Source organism: Youhaiella tibetensis (assembly GCF_008000755.1).
GTDB lineage: Bacteria > Pseudomonadota > Alphaproteobacteria > Rhizobiales > Devosiaceae > Paradevosia > Paradevosia tibetensis.
This window is the reverse complement of the sequence record NZ_CP041690.1, coordinates 569,175-586,155: the sequence shown is the minus strand read 5'-3', so window position 1 is coordinate 586,155 and position 16,981 is coordinate 569,175. Positions and strand designations below refer to the sequence as shown.

Genomic DNA, 16,981 nt, shown 5'->3' with positions numbered 1-16,981 from the left:
CGATGAATATGAATGCTGAAGCATTCCCCCCACGCGGCTCGGGAACAAAAGGTCGAGCTGAGTGGCTGCCCTCCGCGACGTGGGGCAATGTTGACGAGTATGATGAATGGACTTGGCGGCCCGGACGGCTGTTGCTCGGCCGCAAGCGGGATCGTCTCATCGGCTTCGATGACGACAGTCACGCGTTCATTGCAGCCAAGTCGCGTGCGGGCAAAACATCGACAGTGCTCCTGCACAACCTGGCCAGATACCCGGGCTCGGTTTTTGTGACCGACCCAAAGGGAGAGCTTGCGCTCCACACGGCCCAGGCGCGTCGCGACTTGGGACAACGGGTCTTCGTCCTCGACCCGTTCGATGTCCTTGCGGACCACGGGGTGACATCGGCGGCCTACAATCCGTTCAGCGAGCTGGGGTACGGAAAGCCCCGCCTGATCGCCCCGGACGCTGCCTTGGCCGGCGATGCGATCATCGTGGCCAACGACAAAGACCCGCACTGGACCGACAGCGCACGCAACCTCGTGCGCTCGATCGTCCTGTTCACGCTGGCCACCGAGGGCAAGGCGACGCTACGCAAGCTGCGCAAGCTCCTGCAGTCCAGTGAACTGACCAGCATCTTCGAGCGAATGGTGCTTACCGGCGACTATGACGAAGTCGTGTCGAACGCCGGATCGTCATTTCTTGCCAAGGCGAGGGACGCGGAACGCGAGTTCGCGAGCATCCTGTCCACCGCACAGGAACAGACGGCTCCGCTCGATGATATCCGACGCATCAGTGATGTGAGCGACTTTTCGCTGGCTGATCTGCCGAAGGGCGGCATCACGATCTATGCCGTGTTGCCCGGCATGCTGCTTGCCACTCATTTTCGGTGGCTTCGCATGCTGGTGCAGTCGGCCCTTGCTGCGGTTGAGCGCCACCCGGTCCCTCGCGGAAACCTGCCTGTCCTGTTCATGCTTGAGGAATTCGCGGCGCTTGGACACATGCGCAGCATCGAGATGGCCATTGGCCTGCTTGGTGGCGCCGGTGCTCGCCTATGGCCGATCGTCCAGGACCTGAACCAACTGAAAATGGCCTATCCCAATTCCTGGGAGACCTTCCTGAGCAATGCCGGAACGCTGCAGATCTTTGCGGTCAACGACCTGACGACTGCTGAGTATGTGTCGAAGCGTCTCGGGCAGACGCAGGTAGTCGAGCGCCACTCCGTCCGCACTTCAAGCCAGGCCATGAGCGCCGGCGACAGCGGGGTGCGCGAGACGCTGCGGACAACGCGACTCCTCGAGCCCGATGAAATCATGCGCGCCTTTGCGCGGGAGACTAATCGGCAACTGATCATCACACCTCACAAGCCACCCGTCTTCATCGAAAGGATGGATCACTATGGATAGGTTTGAAGTGGGAAGGACCGTCAGCCAGGATGAAGACGGACGCATCGATTGGATACATGTCGGCTGGCACGAAGCGCGACCGTTCGTCGAGCTGATCGGCTGGAAGTTGTTCATCGCCGGGGCCGGGAGCACCGGCATCGGCTACGTCGTCTCCCTGATGGGTGGCGGCACCTTCATGATGGCGCTCGGCGCAGGCGGCGCCTTGGCCGGTCTTCTGTTGTCGTACGCTCTACCGGGCAAGCAGCGTGCAATGGTCTTGTACGCAAACGGGTCGATCGGCACGCCCTGCGGGACGCCGTGGCGCCCCTGGGAGACGGAGATCAAGGGCACTCACGACCGGATCGTGAGTATCGAAAGCCGTCCACAGCAGCAGACGCAGAGTGGCGGAAGAAGGTTGTTCGAGGTCGTCCTGATCTCGAAGCGGGGCTCGATCGTCCTGTTGTCGCATAACTGCCCGGAGGAAAGTGCGTTCGGGGCGGCGGTCCAGCTCACCGAAGCTCTTGGCGACCTGCGTCAGGAGGCAGCTGATCCGAACTATGTGCGAAACGCGGCGGCGTAGTTTGAGCGGTCCACATCCGGGCCGCAAGTTCCCGCTCCTCGGCGCCGATCGCACCGAGATAGATCGCAGTGGTGGCAAGGCTGGCATGGCCAAGCCACCGCTGCACCATGTTGATAGGTACCCCGGACCTGATGGCATGAATGCCGAAGGCGTGCCGGAGCCCCTTGGCGGTCTGGTGTGGTCCTGGCGAGACGGCGGCGGCCACCATCACCTGCTTGATGAGAAGCCAGGCTCGTCCGCGCGTCCATCTCCATAGACGCGTATCGTGATCGACTGATCCCAGCCGATGCACGACAGTTAGGCGGGCGATCAGTTCATCAGGAAGCGGTATCTCGCGCACGACGATGTCGCCGCGCTTTTTCAGGGATTTGAGAGCGACGAACCGCTCGTCGAGGTTGATGGACCAGGCGCGGAGCGCGAGCGCCTCGCTTATGCGACAGCCTGTGAACGCGATCAGCAGGCACAGCGTCCCAACGTCCTCACGCGGACATTGCCACGCAGCTGAGACAAATGCCTCGCGCTCGGCGGGCGTGAGGTATTTACGTCGTCCGTCGCGTGAGTAAAGCGAGATTGTCGCGCGCACCGCGCGCTTCAAAACGGTCATCGATTTCGGCTGTTGTTGCTGCCGAATACGCGACCGTATTGCGTATTCTGTTCAGCCCACGGCGGATGCCGGATATCCAGCTCTTTCCGCCTACGTTCAGTGCCAAAACCGTATCACCGCATCAGCGAAGTGACAACCATAACGCCCGCGTTTGCTGGCTGCAGGACACTCTACGCAATTCTGTCCTGCCCATTTCCTGGACTTGTTCAGATCACCGGCTTCGGGGGCGCAAGTGCCCGAAGCCATTTTGATTCAAGGGGCGCCTTCTGGCGCCATTGCAGGAGAAACAGATGAAAGATTGGATGTGGGTCGGCGGCCTCGGGTGGTGGGGCGTCCTGCTCGGCTTCGCCCTGGTCATAGTCGGCTTTGCCTTTACCGGCTTCCTTCCGGGCGGGACTTATGGGGGCGGCGTGTTCACCACTCATGACGGGCACGACGGCATCGGCGGCCCTCTGGGCTTCCTGGGCGGCTGGGTGCTGAAACTGGCCGGAGCGGCAGTTTTCACGCTGAGCTTCATCAATGCCATCGGCATGGCTGGTGCATTGTAGATGGCGCCAGTCGCCGACGAACGATCCGGAAAGCGGCCCGGCCTTGCGGCTGGGATATTGTCATGCGTGAGCGCCGCAGTGGCGTTTCTGGTCCCGGCGGTACCCGCTTTCTCGATGCTGCTCGCCCTTATCATTGGGCTTCCCGTCGCCATCGCAGGCGTGCTGGCAGGCATCCGGTCCTACAACACGGGGAGACGGGCGAACGACCGTCTGCCTTATATCCTCGGCCTGCTAGGCACGGTGGTTTCCGTCATCGCGGCGGCGCGCGTTGTGCTGCCGTTCATGTAGTTCGCGAAGCGACGAGCGTCCCCGGCCGGAGCCGGGGACGCGATTTTTTTCAGCACCGGGCTGCTGTCTCTATCCAGCCTGCCCTGACAGAAAAGACGCCGCCTCAGAGGCGCGTGCCGCGGCACGAAAGATTGCCCGGTCATCCTTCTTAAACAGCGTGAGCCAGTTCGCGAGATACTGTGCGTGATCCTGGCGCGGCGTCTGGCTGATGCCAAGCTCCCCGCAAAGGAAGGCAGCGCCTAGTTCCGCTACCAGCTCTTCCGCTGCATATTCCTGATCGCCAAAACGCTTGCCCATGTTGCGATCAAGACGGTGTTTGGCGCCGGACCAATGAACCAGCTCGTGCAACAGCGTGCTGTAGTAGCTTTCTGTCCGGCCGCTTGATGCGGTCCCGGTGAACAGCCCCTCGTCGGGCATCTTGATATGATCCGTGCCCGTCGAGTAGTACGCGCTTTCACCACCGTGCCGAATGTCTGCCTTCGTAGCTGACGTGAACGCATCAGCTTGCGCCAACCGCTCTATGGGCCCAAGGGTTGCAATAGGCTCCGGCCTAGCAAAGCCGTCCACCTGATCGGCATTGAAGACGTAGGACGCGCGGGCAAGCCTGCGCCTGCCATCATCGCCTTGGATGTCTTTGTCCGGCTCTACCCGGAACTCCTTGTAGAAGACGACCAGCGATGAGCGCTCGTCCTTCCGTACCTGACAGCCTTTGTCGGCCCACTGGCGATAGGTCGCCCACACTGGCAGCGAGTAGCTGTGCGTAGCAGCTGCGGCCCACAGGCTCACGATGTTGATCCCCCGGTAGGCGTTACCGGTGAGCGCGTTTGATGGAATGAACAGGGCACTCCCTCCGCGCCTCCATGGCAGTTGTGGTTCGCCGGGATTGGCTTCGATGGCTGCAATGAGTTGACGGGTAATCTCTGAATGTAGGTCTTGCCCTTTCATAGTTTTCTCCTTGAGAGCTGGGGTTCCAGCGGCCAAAGCGCCGCCTGAACCCTTGCCTCGCGGCGAGCAGCGGGGGTGCAAGGAGCAAGGGAGAGGGATCACCCGCCCGAAGGGGCGAAGCATCTGCAGGCCCTAGGCCGAAGATCGGGGAAACCCTTGCTCCGCGCCTGGGGCGGAGCCCCAAGCCGCCCGCATCAAGCGGGCAGAGAAGAATCGCGCGAGGGATGGAAGCCCGCAGGGCGGAGACAAAGCAAAGCGGGGCTCCGCATGCGAGAGCCCGGCCCGAAGGGCGCGCCCTGTCGTGCTTTTAGACGTCACCTGTATTGGGAAGGTCCCGGCACCATGCCTCGATGTCGGCCACCGCGATGAGCGTCCTTTTCCCAGCCTTTCGGACTTTAAGGCGGGCCTCACTGATCTCGGTGTAAAGCTTGCTCCGACCGATGCCCATGATGCGCGCGGCCTCGGCGATGCCAACCATCAGTTTCGGCTGGGAGGCTGATGTGGGGTTCGGTGGGAGCGGATTGGGAGCACTGGAGGGTGGCCTTCGGGCCGGAATCTCCTCCATGCGTTTCGCCTCACGTGTGAGGTCGCGGGAGAGAATGTCCCATAGCTGCGCCTCCTCGCGCATGAGCATTGCGCGCCGCTGCGCTAGCTCGCTCAAGTTTCTAAGTAGATATGCCTGCATTCCAGCCTCCTTAAGTATAAGGAAGAAAATTGCCGGTGATCCGTAAGTTTCAAGTGGAGGACTGGAGCGGGTAAAGGGAATCGAACCCTCATAGCCAGCTTGGAAGGCTGGTGCTTTACCACTAAGCTATACCCGCAACGGGTCTATTATTATAGGCAATTAATTGTTATTTCAAACAAATACCACCATCAGCGCCTGTCTTGGACGGTTCTGATCCGCGCTTAGTCAGCCTTCGCGGGAAGCTGGAACAGGCGCTTCGGAAGGAGAGTAGAAGTCGACGGCTACCCCGGAAAGCGCCAGCACGTCTCGGGCATATCTGTAGTGGTCCCGCCACTTTTCATCTCTTGCCGGATGAAGGCCCGGTGCGGGAACAACAACGCGTGCGATGCCCGCCGCCGCAATAGCCCTCGCACAGTCGGCACACGGGAAGAGCGTCCCGTACAGGGTGGTTCCCTGCAGTGGTGTCCCGTTCGCAAGGGCGCCCAGGATCGCATTCCGCTCCGCATGTTCCATCATGAAGTATTTCCATTTCGGATCGGCCGATATGGCGGCGTGCGTGCTTTCGCGCGAATATCCATAAGAAGAGGGTGGCGCATTTGTCCCCTGAGCGACTGGGACGCCTGCATCATCGGCTATGATGACTCCGACAGGACGGTCGGGGTCGTGGCTGTCGGCGGTCACATGCGAGAGTAATGCGATGTTTCTGTGGTCTGATTCAGTTATAGTCATGCAGTCGCCTTCTTTTTGTAGTTATATGGTAGTTCATCTGATAAATAAGACAAATCAATCCGGAATGGAGGTAGGATGAGCATTATCAGTGGCACGGCACTTGATCCCGTACTGTATTTCAAGGCGGGTACCCTTCCGGTTGCGCAGGGGTCGAGCTTTGATCTGTCTGTCGGGCATATCTATGATTCCGCTGGGAAAGAGATAAACGGTCCGTTCGTGCTGAAGCCGGGCGCCATGGTGCAGGTTGCGTCGGCTGAGGTGTTCAACCTACCACAGGATGTCACCGGTCATGTGACATACAAGACCGGGCTCACGCGGGAAGGCATCTGGGCGTTGACCGTGGGCATCGTCGATCCTGGCTGGGACGGGCCGATCGCAACAACGCTCCTTAATTTCAGCCGTGTCGATCATATGATCCACACCGGTATGCCCTTTCTACGGGTAACGCTTTTCCAGCATGGCGCCGTCCTCACACCGAGAAGGGCGCCACCGCTGGATCAGTATCTGAGGGAGGTACAGGGGCTTGCGGCCGCGCATTTCCCGTCGACCTTTCTCGACAGCGAAAACATTGCATCAAAAGCGGCGGACACCGTCATGGAGAAAATGCGGAACGTTGGACTGGCGTGGTTCGGCGCCACGGCCATCCTCTTTGCTGCTATCCAGGTGATGGCGCCGCCGCTTTCCAGGGCCTTTGACGGACTGTTCCCCCCGGCGTCGGTTACTGAGATGACGGCGAAGCTCGCGGCACTTCAGGCCCGCATAGATGGGCTCGAGGCTGCGACGGCGAGTACGCGCGCAGCGGCTGCGCCGGCAGCGCAGACAGCTGTAGTTCCGGAAGATTCCGAAGTACCCGCATCGTCAGCCGCCCCGGCCACAGGCCAGTAGCGACGCTGAGCATTCACCTAATCGGGAAGGACGATCCCCTCGAGGCGGGCCTTGTCGAGGATACCCGCAAGAATGATGCTCTGCTTGTCGGTAGGGATCTTGAGCGGAATCTGCTCGGCGATCCGCAGGATGTCGCTTTCCTTGGGCGTCAGAAATTTCCGGATCGTCCCTTCCTTCAGAATGTGGGACCAGTGAGCTTTCGGCACCTGGAATATCTGCTTCTGGATTTCTATGCCGTTGTCGACCTTCTGGACTTTCCTGGCTTCTCTGCGATCCGACTGCTGGTCATCCGGTGTCGGCAGGCCTTCCCAGAATTCTTCGGGAAGAAGCGCTGCAATGCGGTCTGCTTCCGCCTGAAGACGGGTCCAGCAACCCTCCTTCTTCGCCCATTCCGACACGTCGGAAATGCCCTGAGGGGGAGCCGTTATGTTGCTGTTCACTTCGGTGCTGATGATGCTGAGCGCTTCGGCCAGTGTATCGTCCACGGCCTGAGCATTCCAGATGCGGAGATATGGGAGGGTCAGCCCGCGTCTGGCTGTGATCTCACCCGCCATGGATAGTGTGTAGGCCACGATGTTTGCGCGGTGACCGCCGTTGTACCAGGGCTGCGCCGAGACCATGGCTTCGGTGGTCCGGAACAGGATGGCTCTCGCAATCGCGCGTTTGAAGTAGAACTCGTTGAATCCGTCCGATCCCTTTTCCCACTCCCGTCCGATGCGGGCCGCGTAGCGGGCGAAGTTCTTCTGACTGCCGAGGTTGACCCATCGCGGATGGTCGTCGAACACGTTCTCGAATTTGGCGAGATCCGTCTTGGTGAACATCTGGGGCTTTGGATATTCGGCCTTGAACCGCTTCTGCTCGCCCGCAGTCTGCTTCGCCTGTGCGTCCAGGTACTGACCGCGTGCCCGTTCGTAGAACCATTTCGTTTCGCGCGGCGCGCCCTGCCTGGGCGGCGCCCATATCCGGCGTGAAAATTCCGCCATGCGGACATGGAATGGATGGTTGGAGAAGAAGTCGGCCGCATTCACCCGGTTCTGGGTGTTTGCATATTCGGAAATACGCGGCACAATTGCTTCGCTCTCCTCACTGTCGATAACGGAAAGCTTCATCTGTACGAAGATGGAGGACAGATCGGCCTTGTCGCGGCGCATTGTATGGAACAGCGAGGCTGTGGTCTGGCCGCCGTTCACGATCTGAAGGTCCGTCATTCGGACAATCTGCAGGCCTGTTGCGGAGTTGACGGTTTCCACATGCTGCGCTGTGGCGGTAATGCCGTTGTTGTAGGCAAAGAACATGTGGGGCTCGTTCAGGATTGTCGCCCGGATGCCCTTGTTCACCTGGGCTCTGGCCTGAAGGAAAGTCCGCACGTTCTGTTCCAGCAGACGGGCGCTGTAGCGGTCATAGAGTGCCGCGAGGATCGTGGCAGGAATGACAATCAGAAAGGACTGATAGGTGTCGGACCCGAGATTGGCAGGAAGGCAGTTGATGCCGTGTCCGAACATCTCGACAAAGTTGATGTCGAGCGGCTCCTTGTGGCCCCGCGAACTTCTCTGGCGCTGGAAACGGGCGATGTCCCAGATGTGATACGTCGCTCTGACCGTGCCGAAGTTTCCGTCGGGGATCGCCTCGAAACGGTCACTGAGAACCCGCTCGGACGTCAGATAGAAGTTGACCTGACGGATCATCGCGCGGCGGTCGGCGATCTGCCGTACAAGACCATATTCCGGCGTGGTGACGTCCGGCTCCAGCGTGCCGTCGAGACTTGCCTCGAAGAAGTTGACCAGTCGTTTGAATATCTGGCCGACCTCTGTCTGGGTCAGTGTCTCCAGCGAGCGGCGGCAGTCGAAGTCAGTGACAAACAGATCGAGTGCACCCTCGTCATTGAACCAGTAGCCGTCGACACGCATGCCGCGCGGAGCACGGTAGTGGCAGTGTTCGTAGCCCTCGACGAACCCGGTCTCGATAAGCTCGCGTGAGACGGACTCCATGAAGGATTCGAGCTGATAGGTGCTGTTCGCTTCCGCGTCGGCCAGCATTTCCTGACGGAAGTCGTGGAAGAACTCCTCGAGTGTCTCATCCATTGCCGCCTCCGAAGACCAGATCATTGTCGCATTCAAACGGCGCCAGGGCTTCGATGCGGATATCGTAGGCAACGCGGGCGACGCCCTCCGGCAGACCCGAACGGGCGAGCCTCGGGAAGTTGTCACCCGCCACCCTGAACGTGCGGACCGCACTTACGACGAGCAGGGGAGCGTCGTATTCCGGAAGCGGCGCGTAACGGTGAAGCACCAGCTTGCGGTCGAATGACTCGATCTGTTCAGGTGCGGCCAGCCGCGCCTGTATCCGCACCACCTGATCGTTGAGCGATCTGGCGCCCGCGGCGTCGGGCAGATCGCTGAGGCGGTAGACGCGCAGGAACAGATTGTCGTTCAGCGATTCAAGCTGGTCTTCGGAGGATATGCGGACGGTGCTCCGCTCGGTGCCCGAAAGGGATTTGATCTCGACCGCCGTGTTGCCGAAGATGAAGTCCTGATGCGACATTTCCGGACCCAGCCAGGCCTGAACCGCCGCCGGCGCAGTGCCGCCGCGATCGAGCATTTCCTCGAGGAAGACAAGCTCCGCGAACAGGCCGCGTACCTGCTCCGGCGTGAGGTGATGGGCGGCACGACCCGACAGGAACGTCTTCCACCTGCGTATGTGGGCAAGGGCAACCGCAAGCGAGGTCGGGGCATCAGAGGCGTTGCCGAGCGCCGCGATCAGTGTGCTGCACAGCCCCCCGAACAGGTCGCGGTCGATCTGCTCTTCAAGTGTCAGCACAAGCCGCTGTCTGCCTGCTTCACCACGGAGGTCGACGTCGATTCCGTTGATGGTGGTGGTGTTCTTCCGGTACTGGTCCGTGTGATCACCGTCGAGATCGAGGATGAACAGGCATGCGCCGCTGCGGTCACGACCCCAGAAGCACGGAACAGCCGTCGGCCCCGGTACCTGCCGCACGGTGTAGTCGGTATGCGCAGGGACACTGATCCCATCCCATGGTGAAGCCTCAGGCATCGTAGTCCTCGTCGTTTTCGGGATCGTCCTCCGGACCCTGCATCCGTTCCAGCCACACCCGGTTTGCGACCACTTCGATTTCAGTCTCGTAGTGGCCGGGCGGGAAGCTCACGCCGAATGCCGCAACCGCTGTGGCACCGCTCTTCAGGGGAGTTCGCGGCTGCAGATTGTGCAGCATGAGGAGCGGCTTGTTCCTCACTTCCCGGTAATGTGTGTCTGAAGCCGCGACTGGCGTTTCCTCGGACTGGGCGAGGGCCTCGGCGGCATCCTGCTCAGAGCTGCTGAGGCCGAGTTTCTCGTCGCCGCGTGAGGCGACGCGGTCCTTCGCCAGCCGCCAGGCGGTACCCTGGACATCCTCGGCCGCTCGGATCTGGGGATTGAGTCCTGCGCTGGCCCCGGTGCCCGCCGGGGAAATCATGAGAACGTCCGCCACGGGGTGCCTGTCGGCGAGGGTACGCAGATAGGCCACGATGTCGGCCTTGCGGTCTGCGAACTGACTGTGGGCCTGGAAGGCGAGGAGGAAATCCTCGATACGCTCGACCGGCACGTCCCGGAAGATACGACCTTTGCCGGTATCGTCCGTCGAAGTGCCGCCGAAACTGTCTTCGGAGGCGCGGCTGATCAGGCCGAAGTTTTCCTCGTTGACCTTCCGGTCGGTGGACACAATGTAGCTTTCCAGCATGCGCCCGCTGAAGTTCTGACGGACGGTGACTTTCTCGCCCGTCCGCATTTTGTTTGCCGCCGTGATCAGCAGGCTGTCGGGGTGTGCCATCACATAGAGACCGAACTGGCGCGGGCTGAGGCCGTCGCGGCGCATGCGCTTGACCTGGAGGGTGAGCTCCTCGGCCGCGTTCGCGATATGGGAGTACCAGTTGATCGAGTCCGGAGAGAGGTGCACGCGGCACAGGTCCTCGAAGCCCGGACGGTAGCCGAACCAGCGTCCCATCTGCATCAGCGTGTCGTACATCTTGGTGTTGCGGTACATGTAGCTGACTGTCAGCCCCTCGATGGTGAGGCCGCGCGAAAGGCTGAGACCGCCGATTGCGATTGCCGTGAGGCCGACGCCTTCCTTCTCGTAACGACTGTAGTCCAGAACCTCGTCGCTCTTGCTGTTGATGACGAAGGTGTGGAGGTGATCGAACACGCCGTTGAGGGCCGTGCGGACCTCACTCCAGCTGAAGCCGCAGCTGCTGTATTCGCGGTCATACGCGGTCTTCAGCGACTGCATATACCCGTTTGCAGACGATACGGCCTCCGGCATCGCGTAGTTGGCGCGGACGGCTTCGCGGATTGCCTTTTCACGCAGGGAGATGAAGTCGCGCACCGTCTTCTGAACGGGGACGAAGCGCGAGACGTTGATCATCATCGAGCAGTGCTTTGCCGTCTGGCCGCGCAGATTGCGGATCGCGCGGGCCACGATGAATTCGTCGAGGGCGCGGTACAGGCTTGGCGGCAGTTCCACGACGGGATCGTCACGTTTATGGCTGTAGGGGATCAGCTCCTCGCAGTCCGTGATGGGCCGGACAATGGACTGGCTGGTCGTTTCATTGAGGAAGACCTTCTCCGCCCCGAAATAAGTGGTCGGCGCGTCGAGGCAGTAGATGAAGTCGCGCGGAAACAGCTCCTCACGAACATCGTCGTCATACGCATCGGGGTTGATGAAGATGTTGGCGAAGGGCGTGGCGGTGTAGCCGACATAGCATGACTTCGCGAACAGCCCGAGAATGCGGCGGATCATCGCGTTGGTCTGGGTCGGGTTGAGGTCTTCGCGATTGGTGTTGATTGAGGCATTGTCAGCCTCGTCGTCGATCAGCAGCATCGGCACATCGGAGATGCGGCCGTCACCTGAGGCGTTGAGCTCCCTGAGCCACTTGTGAAGTGCAGTCAGGGTCGTCACGTTCTTCTTGATGATCAGGATGATCGGCTTGCTGAAGTCGTTGAGTTTCCAGCCGCTCTTGGCCGCGGTATTCTTGTTGAAGTCCTCGTTTACGTTGGTGAGGGTGGCCGGATGAGGATACCCTTTCTCAAGGCCCACGCCGATGTCGTGCCGGTCCTCCGGATCACTTGAGCGACCGATGAATGCCTCGTCGATGCGCTCCTGCGTCTGGCGCCGCAGGTTGTTGTGGATGCCCGCGATGACGATGATGAACTTGTACCCTGCGTCGGCGGCGCGGGCGATGAGACCCGTGTAATTAGCGGTTTTACCGGACTGCACATGCCCGATGACGAGGCCGCGGCGGTTCCACGTGGTCCCTTCGCTCGCTGGGTCCTGAAGATGTCCGAGGACGCGTCCCGTGACATCGCTCAGGGACTGGACCATGCGCGGCGGCCAGCCGTCCATTCGGAGGAAATTCTCGTAGGCTTTCGTGTAGGTCCAGGCAATGTTGTCACGCTTGTGGACCCACTGGTCATCGTGCTTTGCCGTGACATCGACAAGCGACACGCCGGCACCCATGCGGGTGTCTACCGAGATCATTGCCTCGGTGATGATATTGCGCAGATCACCCGTATATCCGAAGATGGCCGCAATCTGCCTGGCCTTTTCCTCGACCTGCTCGCGGGTGGGAGTCTCCGCGAGATTGCCCAGGCCCGAGATCAGTGCCGTTGCGATGTTCTTTTCCTCTGCAGGACCTGTGCTCATTGAAACGCCTCCCTGACGTATTTCTCGGCCGTCTCAAGCTGACCGTCGAACAGATGGGTTGAACGGACGATGTCCAGAAACGCCGCGGCATCACCGGGACCCTCGCCATAGATCGCCCTGTGCAGGCCTTTCAGACGTTCAAGCGTCTGTGTTTCATCCGGCACCACCCGTGTCACCTCGCGGGGAGACGTCGAGTAGTCGGAGTAGATCATCTCGATCGGAAGCGACGCCGCGATGGATTCGAGCAGGGTGCCTAGGGCCGCCGCATCGTCGGCCGGCATGCGTGCCGAAAGGGACACAATCAGGGGATGCTGCATGTTCACGGCGAAGCGGATGCCTGTCTCGTCGGCGTAGCGTTCCCACAGCGGCGCGCGGCTTTCCTGGAAGAGCCTCTGACCGCGCCCGCGATGGACGGTCACGCTGCGTGCGGTGATCTTGGCGATGATCTGGCGCAGCCTTTCGCGCACCGCGTGCGGCGGGCGGGCACGGGACTTCTTGATGTCGATGGTCCAGGCTTCGTCCAGATTGTTCGGAAAATCGATCTGGACGCGGGCGAGTTTGGTGGCTTCGCCCTTCGGCACAAGACGGAACCAGTCTCCCCACGCCATCAGCCGCCCGCTGCGGTATACATAGGCACCCTGATTGGAGATGAAGTCACTGCGGTCCTGATAGTAGTCGTACTCGCTCGCAGTGAGGCGGCTGTGATGAGGCAGGATGTAGGGCTGCATCAGCACGGGGACATCGCCGATCCACACCGTTTCCTCCGGTAGAACCTGTGTCGCGCTGTTTTTCCGACAGAATGGGTCGAAGGGCGCGATGGAGTGCCCGTTGAGGCTGATGGCGAGCTTCTTCCGGCCTTTGACCTCGCCCGAAAGGAACCGGTGAAAGACGAGCGCGAGATGCCGGTCGACCACGACCAGCTTCTCGTTGACGATCTCGTCCCGTCTGCGGCCGGTTTCGTCCTCGAACAGGCGGTCCAGATCGCGCCAGATGACAAGAGTGCCCGTGTCGGCGAGCTCGTCGATAAAGGGCAGCCCGGCGATATCGTCCTGGTCGAGTACGGAGATAAACCAGTCATCGTCGTCTTCGACCTGCCTGAGGTTCCACTCGGCTGCCACCCGGACGCCGTTTCTGCAGCTTGCAACCGTGAGGCGACGGCACTGCGAGAACGACGCGGTCTTCAGGCCGAGCCCGAAGCGCCCCAGATCCTTCGGGCCGCGCTGCTTCCGGGGATCGGTCGCACCATGACGCATGGCTGCGATAACCTGTTCCTCGGACATCCCATAGCCGTTGTCCGCAATGACAAGGACCGGACTGCTCCGGCTGAGATCGCACAGGATGTGGATGTCGGTCGCTTCCGCAGAGATGCTGTTGTCGACGAGGTCCGCCACCGCAGTCTCAAGGGAATATCCGAGGTCGCGGAGTGACGCCGACAGGCTGGCGGCGCTGGGCGGTAGGTGGTGAGGTCTCGCCATCAGGCCACCTCCCTTAGCGCGCTGCGGACGCGTTCAAGAACCGCTTCTGGCCCGGATTTGAGTTCGCATTCCCACACAACCATCACCTGCCATCCGGCAGCTTCCAGCGTGGCCTGGTTGCGCGCGTCGCGTTCCACGTTGCCGTTGAACTTGGTCTGCCAGAACTCGGGGCGAGTCGAAGGTGTGGTTGCGAAACGACAGCCCGGGTGGCGGTGCCAGAAGCAGCCGTTGACGAAGATCGCCGTCCGGAAGCGCGGCAGGACGATATCCGGTTTTCCGGGCAGGTCCTTCGCATGCAGTCGGAATCGGTAGCCTGCCCGATGGAGCAGTGATCGCAGGCGGAGTTCGGGTTTGGTGTCGCCGCCACGGATGCGCGACATGTTCCAGCTGCGGTGCTCGGGAGACAGGCTGTCCATCAGTCCTCCTCAGGTACGGCGTCGAGCAGCTCCGCAACGATGGCCGCGATCTGTCGGGCGAGCAGGGGGGGCACCGCGTTGCCGACCTGGTGGTACTGCTGGGTTCGGTTTCCGAGGAAGAAGTAGTTGTCGGGAAAGGTCTGAAGTCTTGCCGCCTCTCGCACGGTCAGGCTGCGGCACTGCAGAGGATCGAAGTGGATGAAATAGTGTCCGTCCTTCGAGATGTGTGAGGTGATTGTGGTCGACGGCGCGTCGGGCAACTGGACACGGAAGCGGTCGGAGAACATTTCGCCGGCAACACCCTTGTCGACATTGCCGTGCGAGGGAAGAAGCGACGGCGGAAAGTCCGCGAGCTTCGGGCTTCGGCCGGTGGCTTCGGCAAAGACGGCAGCGTACATGTACCTCCTGAGGTCGGAGGCCATGTGCGAGCGGGCTTCATGGCCTGTCAGAACGTCAAGCTCCGGATCGTGGACGATGGAAAGCGCGCGGGAGCGACGACCGGGTCTCGGGATGAAGTGCTGTGCTGAACTGCTCTCCGGCCCCTGAAGCTTTGCCAGGTTGATCTCAATCGCGCTGTGCACAAGCGGCGTGTAGGTTGAGCCGTTGAGGTGCTTCACCACATCGCGCGTGCTGATTGAGGAGACGGCGCTGCGCCATGAATGCAGACTGTCCGTTTCGCGCGAAAGCGTGCTGCGGATCGGGGGAAGATCGCCGATCATTTCACGTACTGTCGGGCCGTTGCTTCTTTCGAGGAGGCTCGGCCTCAGATCGAGGTCGGCCCTGATCCCGACAATAAACATGCGGTGCCGGGCCTGAGGTACCCCGTGATCCTCAGCGCGCACTAAGAACATACGCGGATCGGCATGTTCATCGGCCTGATCAGGCTCCACCAGTGAGTAGAGACGGTACTCGGGGGCGGACGCGACACGCCCTGAGATCGCCGCGCGCGGACTGCGCAGGTCGGCCAGGATGCGGCTGATCATGGGCTTGCCGCCCACCGATGCGGACAGCAGACCTTTGACATTCTCCATGACAAAGACCGGGGGCCGGTGATCGGCGATGACAGTCAGATACTCCCGGTAGAGGAAGTGCCGCTCATCCTGCTCGAACTCGGGGTCATTGCTCATGCGTGAGCGGCCTACGAGCGAATAGGCCTGACAGGGCGGTCCTCCGACGAGCGCCCAGCGGGCGCGGCGTTTAAGACGGGTCCTGACCAGAGATTTGACGGCGGAACGTGAATCCGGACCGAGTGTCACCTGTCGCGCTGTGTGAACAGCATGGCGGTGCTCATCCGGATGATTGGCGTACAGGTCCTCAAGAGTGAGGCCGCCTTTGAGAAAGGTGTAGTAGTCATCCGGCAGGGCTCCGTGCGGGAAGGCATGCAGGAAATGCCGCAGGGTCAACGTGCGGTGCGCACTCTCGTCCTTTTCAATGGACAGCGCCCCGCGGAAAGCCCGCTGATCCGATTGTCGGGCGTACGATAGAAAGCCCTCTCCGAGTCCTCCCGGCCCGGCGAACACGTCTACGAGCAGATGTGGTGCAGTGATCTTTTTCATGTCAAAAGCAGCGTGCCGACAGCAGATGCTGATCGTTCCGAATCCGGCAGACTGATAATCCCCCTGATGTGCAGACTAGCTTTTCAGATGATGAAAGACCAGTTCGTTCAATACTATCTTATGACAACAGGCGGTCCATGAGGGGCTGCCGTTTTATGCGCTGAGGCGCAGAGGATCGCCACCATGGGTTCTTCATCATAGCGTGGCCTCTGCCCTCGGCGCGGTGAAGATCGGGCAGTTGATCCTCCGGGATGTGGAACAGGACGCCGTGCACCACGTCAGGCGCGTCGGAACTCGCGGCGCTGCACTTCCCTAAACCGTCCTTCTTGCTAAGCTTGTGGTAGGCAAGGCGGTGGCCAGACAGCGACGCGCGCCCAACCGGTACGCAGCCGAGTATGCGGAAGCGCAGGCGCGGCGTGAACATGTTCGAGCGGTAGGCGAAGTGGACGATCTGACTCATGGTCAGGCCGCCGCTTTCTTCACCGGCTTCGGCTTGATCTTGAACGTCACCTTGGTTTTCGCAGGCGCTTCGGCAGCCCCTTTGGGTGGTTCGTTCTGCTCTTTCAGAACACGGGCAACATCGACCGCTTTGATGTCGGTTGCACGGACCAGAAAGGCCATGAAGGTTTCTTCGCGCAGCGGTGGAAGCTTCGCCTTCTTGGCCGAGTCGGCCTCCGCGTGAGCTTTGTGAAGTGCGAGGATCACAGGGTGGGGGTTCGGAATGAACGCGAAGCCTGTGGGGTTATTCCCGTGAGGCTTAAGTTCTATGAAGCCCAGCACCTCCAGAGAGCGCAGACGCTCGCGCAGGGTACGCTCGCCACGTTCACCTTTGAAGCCTGCGACAAACGCCAGATCGCGCATGTTCCCGAGGCGGATGAAGCCGTTGTTGTTCCAGGTGTAGGTCCACAGAATTTGGTAGATGTCGCCAAGGGGCTTTCCCTTCTCCGACATCTCGTTGAGCATCATCACGATGTACGGCATGGTCTTCGGGATCGTGATGAAGCCCTGATCCCGGGTCTTTTCCCAGAGCCGCTTGTCGGCCCCCGGAAAGATGTTTTCGCGTAATGCAAGCTCGCCTTCCGTAACGGTTGTATTCTTCGCAGCCATGGCCTCGTCCTTTCGATGGTTGGGTGGCCGGGGGTTTGGACCCCCCGGCCTGCATCCGGTCATTATCCGGAGTTGCCTCGCCTTTTGGAAGGGCGAAACACCGAATGCCC

General features: G+C 60.9%; 17 protein-coding genes and 1 tRNA gene. 5 read left to right on the top strand and 13 right to left on the bottom strand.

The window, feature by feature from the left end:
* The first annotated feature begins 2 nt into the window (after window positions 1–2).
* A complete protein-coding gene (locus tag FNA67_RS02920; RefSeq protein WP_147655007.1) occupies window positions 3–1,382 on the top strand; it encodes a type IV secretory system conjugative DNA transfer family protein in 1,380 nt (459 codons plus the stop codon).
* Window positions 1,375–1,941 carry a hypothetical protein gene (locus tag FNA67_RS02915; protein ID WP_147655006.1) on the top strand — a complete coding sequence of 189 codons (567 nt, stop codon included), beginning with the start codon at window positions 1,375–1,377 and terminating at the stop codon, window positions 1,939–1,941. The genes FNA67_RS02920 and FNA67_RS02915 overlap by 8 nt, the downstream gene beginning before the upstream one ends.
* On the opposite strand, the gene FNA67_RS02910 is transcribed toward FNA67_RS02915, so the two are convergent.
* Window positions 1,871–2,545, bottom strand: coding sequence for a tyrosine-type recombinase/integrase (locus FNA67_RS02910; protein ID WP_147655005.1), 675 nt, complete (start codon window positions 2,543–2,545; stop codon window positions 1,871–1,873). The genes FNA67_RS02915 and FNA67_RS02910 overlap by 71 nt on opposite strands.
* 290 nt (window positions 2,546–2,835) lie before the next feature.
* Between FNA67_RS02910 and FNA67_RS02905 the strand changes: the two genes are divergently transcribed.
* The gene (locus FNA67_RS02905) at window positions 2,836–3,093 is read left to right on the top strand and encodes a hypothetical protein (RefSeq protein WP_147655003.1); all 258 of its coding nucleotides are present in this window, start codon (window positions 2,836–2,838) and stop codon (window positions 3,091–3,093) included.
* 78 nt (window positions 3,094–3,171) lie between these two features.
* Entirely contained in the window at window positions 3,172–3,381 is a 210-nt protein-coding gene (locus FNA67_RS02900) for a hypothetical protein (protein ID WP_147655002.1), read from the top strand.
* 69 nt (window positions 3,382–3,450) lie between these two features.
* Here FNA67_RS02900 and FNA67_RS02895 read toward each other — a convergent pair whose 3' ends face one another.
* The 4 genes from FNA67_RS02895 to FNA67_RS02880 form a co-directional block, all read right to left on the bottom strand.
* On the bottom strand, window positions 3,451–4,326 hold the full coding sequence (locus FNA67_RS02895) for an ArdC family protein (RefSeq protein ID WP_147655001.1): 876 nt from the start codon (window positions 4,324–4,326) through the stop codon (window positions 3,451–3,453).
* Between the two features lie 307 nt (window positions 4,327–4,633).
* Window positions 4,634–5,011: a helix-turn-helix domain-containing protein gene (locus FNA67_RS22200; RefSeq protein WP_244616452.1), complete on the bottom strand. Its 378-nt coding sequence runs from the start codon at window positions 5,009–5,011 to the stop codon at window positions 4,634–4,636.
* Window positions 5,012–5,073: 62 nt separating this feature from the next.
* Window positions 5,074–5,147, bottom strand: a tRNA-Gly gene (locus FNA67_RS02885).
* Window positions 5,148–5,236: 89 nt separating this feature from the next.
* Complete coding sequence (locus FNA67_RS02880) at window positions 5,237–5,740, bottom strand: deaminase (protein ID WP_147655000.1); 504 nt, start codon at window positions 5,738–5,740, stop codon at window positions 5,237–5,239.
* A gap of 75 nt (window positions 5,741–5,815) precedes the next feature.
* On the opposite strand from FNA67_RS02880, the gene FNA67_RS02875 reads away from it, so the two are divergent.
* Window positions 5,816–6,625, top strand: coding sequence for a dCTP deaminase domain-containing protein (locus tag FNA67_RS02875; protein ID WP_147654998.1), 810 nt, complete (start codon window positions 5,816–5,818; stop codon window positions 6,623–6,625).
* Between the two features lie 17 nt (window positions 6,626–6,642).
* On the opposite strand, the gene FNA67_RS02870 is transcribed toward FNA67_RS02875, so the two are convergent.
* The 8 genes from FNA67_RS02870 to FNA67_RS02835 all read right to left on the bottom strand — a co-directional run bounded on the left by FNA67_RS02870 (window position 6,643) and on the right by FNA67_RS02835 (window position 16,871).
* Window positions 6,643–8,706: an AIPR family protein gene (locus FNA67_RS02870; RefSeq protein WP_147654997.1), complete on the bottom strand. Its 2,064-nt coding sequence runs from the start codon at window positions 8,704–8,706 to the stop codon at window positions 6,643–6,645.
* The gene (locus FNA67_RS02865) at window positions 8,699–9,676 is read right to left on the bottom strand and encodes a PD-(D/E)XK motif protein (RefSeq protein WP_147654996.1); all 978 of its coding nucleotides are present in this window, start codon (window positions 9,674–9,676) and stop codon (window positions 8,699–8,701) included. Before FNA67_RS02865 ends, FNA67_RS02870 begins: the two co-directional genes overlap by 8 nt.
* On the bottom strand, window positions 9,669–12,317 hold the full coding sequence (locus FNA67_RS02860; protein ID WP_147654994.1) for a Z1 domain-containing protein: 2,649 nt from the start codon (window positions 12,315–12,317) through the stop codon (window positions 9,669–9,671). The genes FNA67_RS02865 and FNA67_RS02860 overlap by 8 nt, the downstream gene beginning before the upstream one ends.
* Complete coding sequence (locus FNA67_RS02855) at window positions 12,314–13,792, bottom strand: ATP-binding protein (protein WP_147654993.1); 1,479 nt, start codon at window positions 13,790–13,792, stop codon at window positions 12,314–12,316. Before FNA67_RS02855 ends, FNA67_RS02860 begins: the two co-directional genes overlap by 4 nt.
* Window positions 13,792–14,208: a very short patch repair endonuclease gene (locus FNA67_RS02850; protein ID WP_147654992.1), complete on the bottom strand. Its 417-nt coding sequence runs from the start codon at window positions 14,206–14,208 to the stop codon at window positions 13,792–13,794. Before FNA67_RS02850 ends, FNA67_RS02855 begins: the two co-directional genes overlap by 1 nt.
* Window positions 14,208–15,764 (bottom strand): DNA cytosine methyltransferase, encoded by a 1,557-nt coding sequence (locus tag FNA67_RS02845; RefSeq protein WP_147654991.1) that lies wholly within the window; start codon window positions 15,762–15,764, stop codon window positions 14,208–14,210. Before FNA67_RS02845 ends, FNA67_RS02850 begins: the two co-directional genes overlap by 1 nt.
* A gap of 118 nt (window positions 15,765–15,882) precedes the next feature.
* The gene (locus FNA67_RS02840) at window positions 15,883–16,224 is read right to left on the bottom strand and encodes a gamma-glutamylcyclotransferase family protein (protein WP_147654990.1); all 342 of its coding nucleotides are present in this window, start codon (window positions 16,222–16,224) and stop codon (window positions 15,883–15,885) included.
* A gap of 2 nt (window positions 16,225–16,226) precedes the next feature.
* Complete coding sequence (locus FNA67_RS02835; protein ID WP_147654988.1) at window positions 16,227–16,871, bottom strand: hypothetical protein; 645 nt, start codon at window positions 16,869–16,871, stop codon at window positions 16,227–16,229.
* Between the last annotated feature and the right edge of the window lie 110 nt (window positions 16,872–16,981).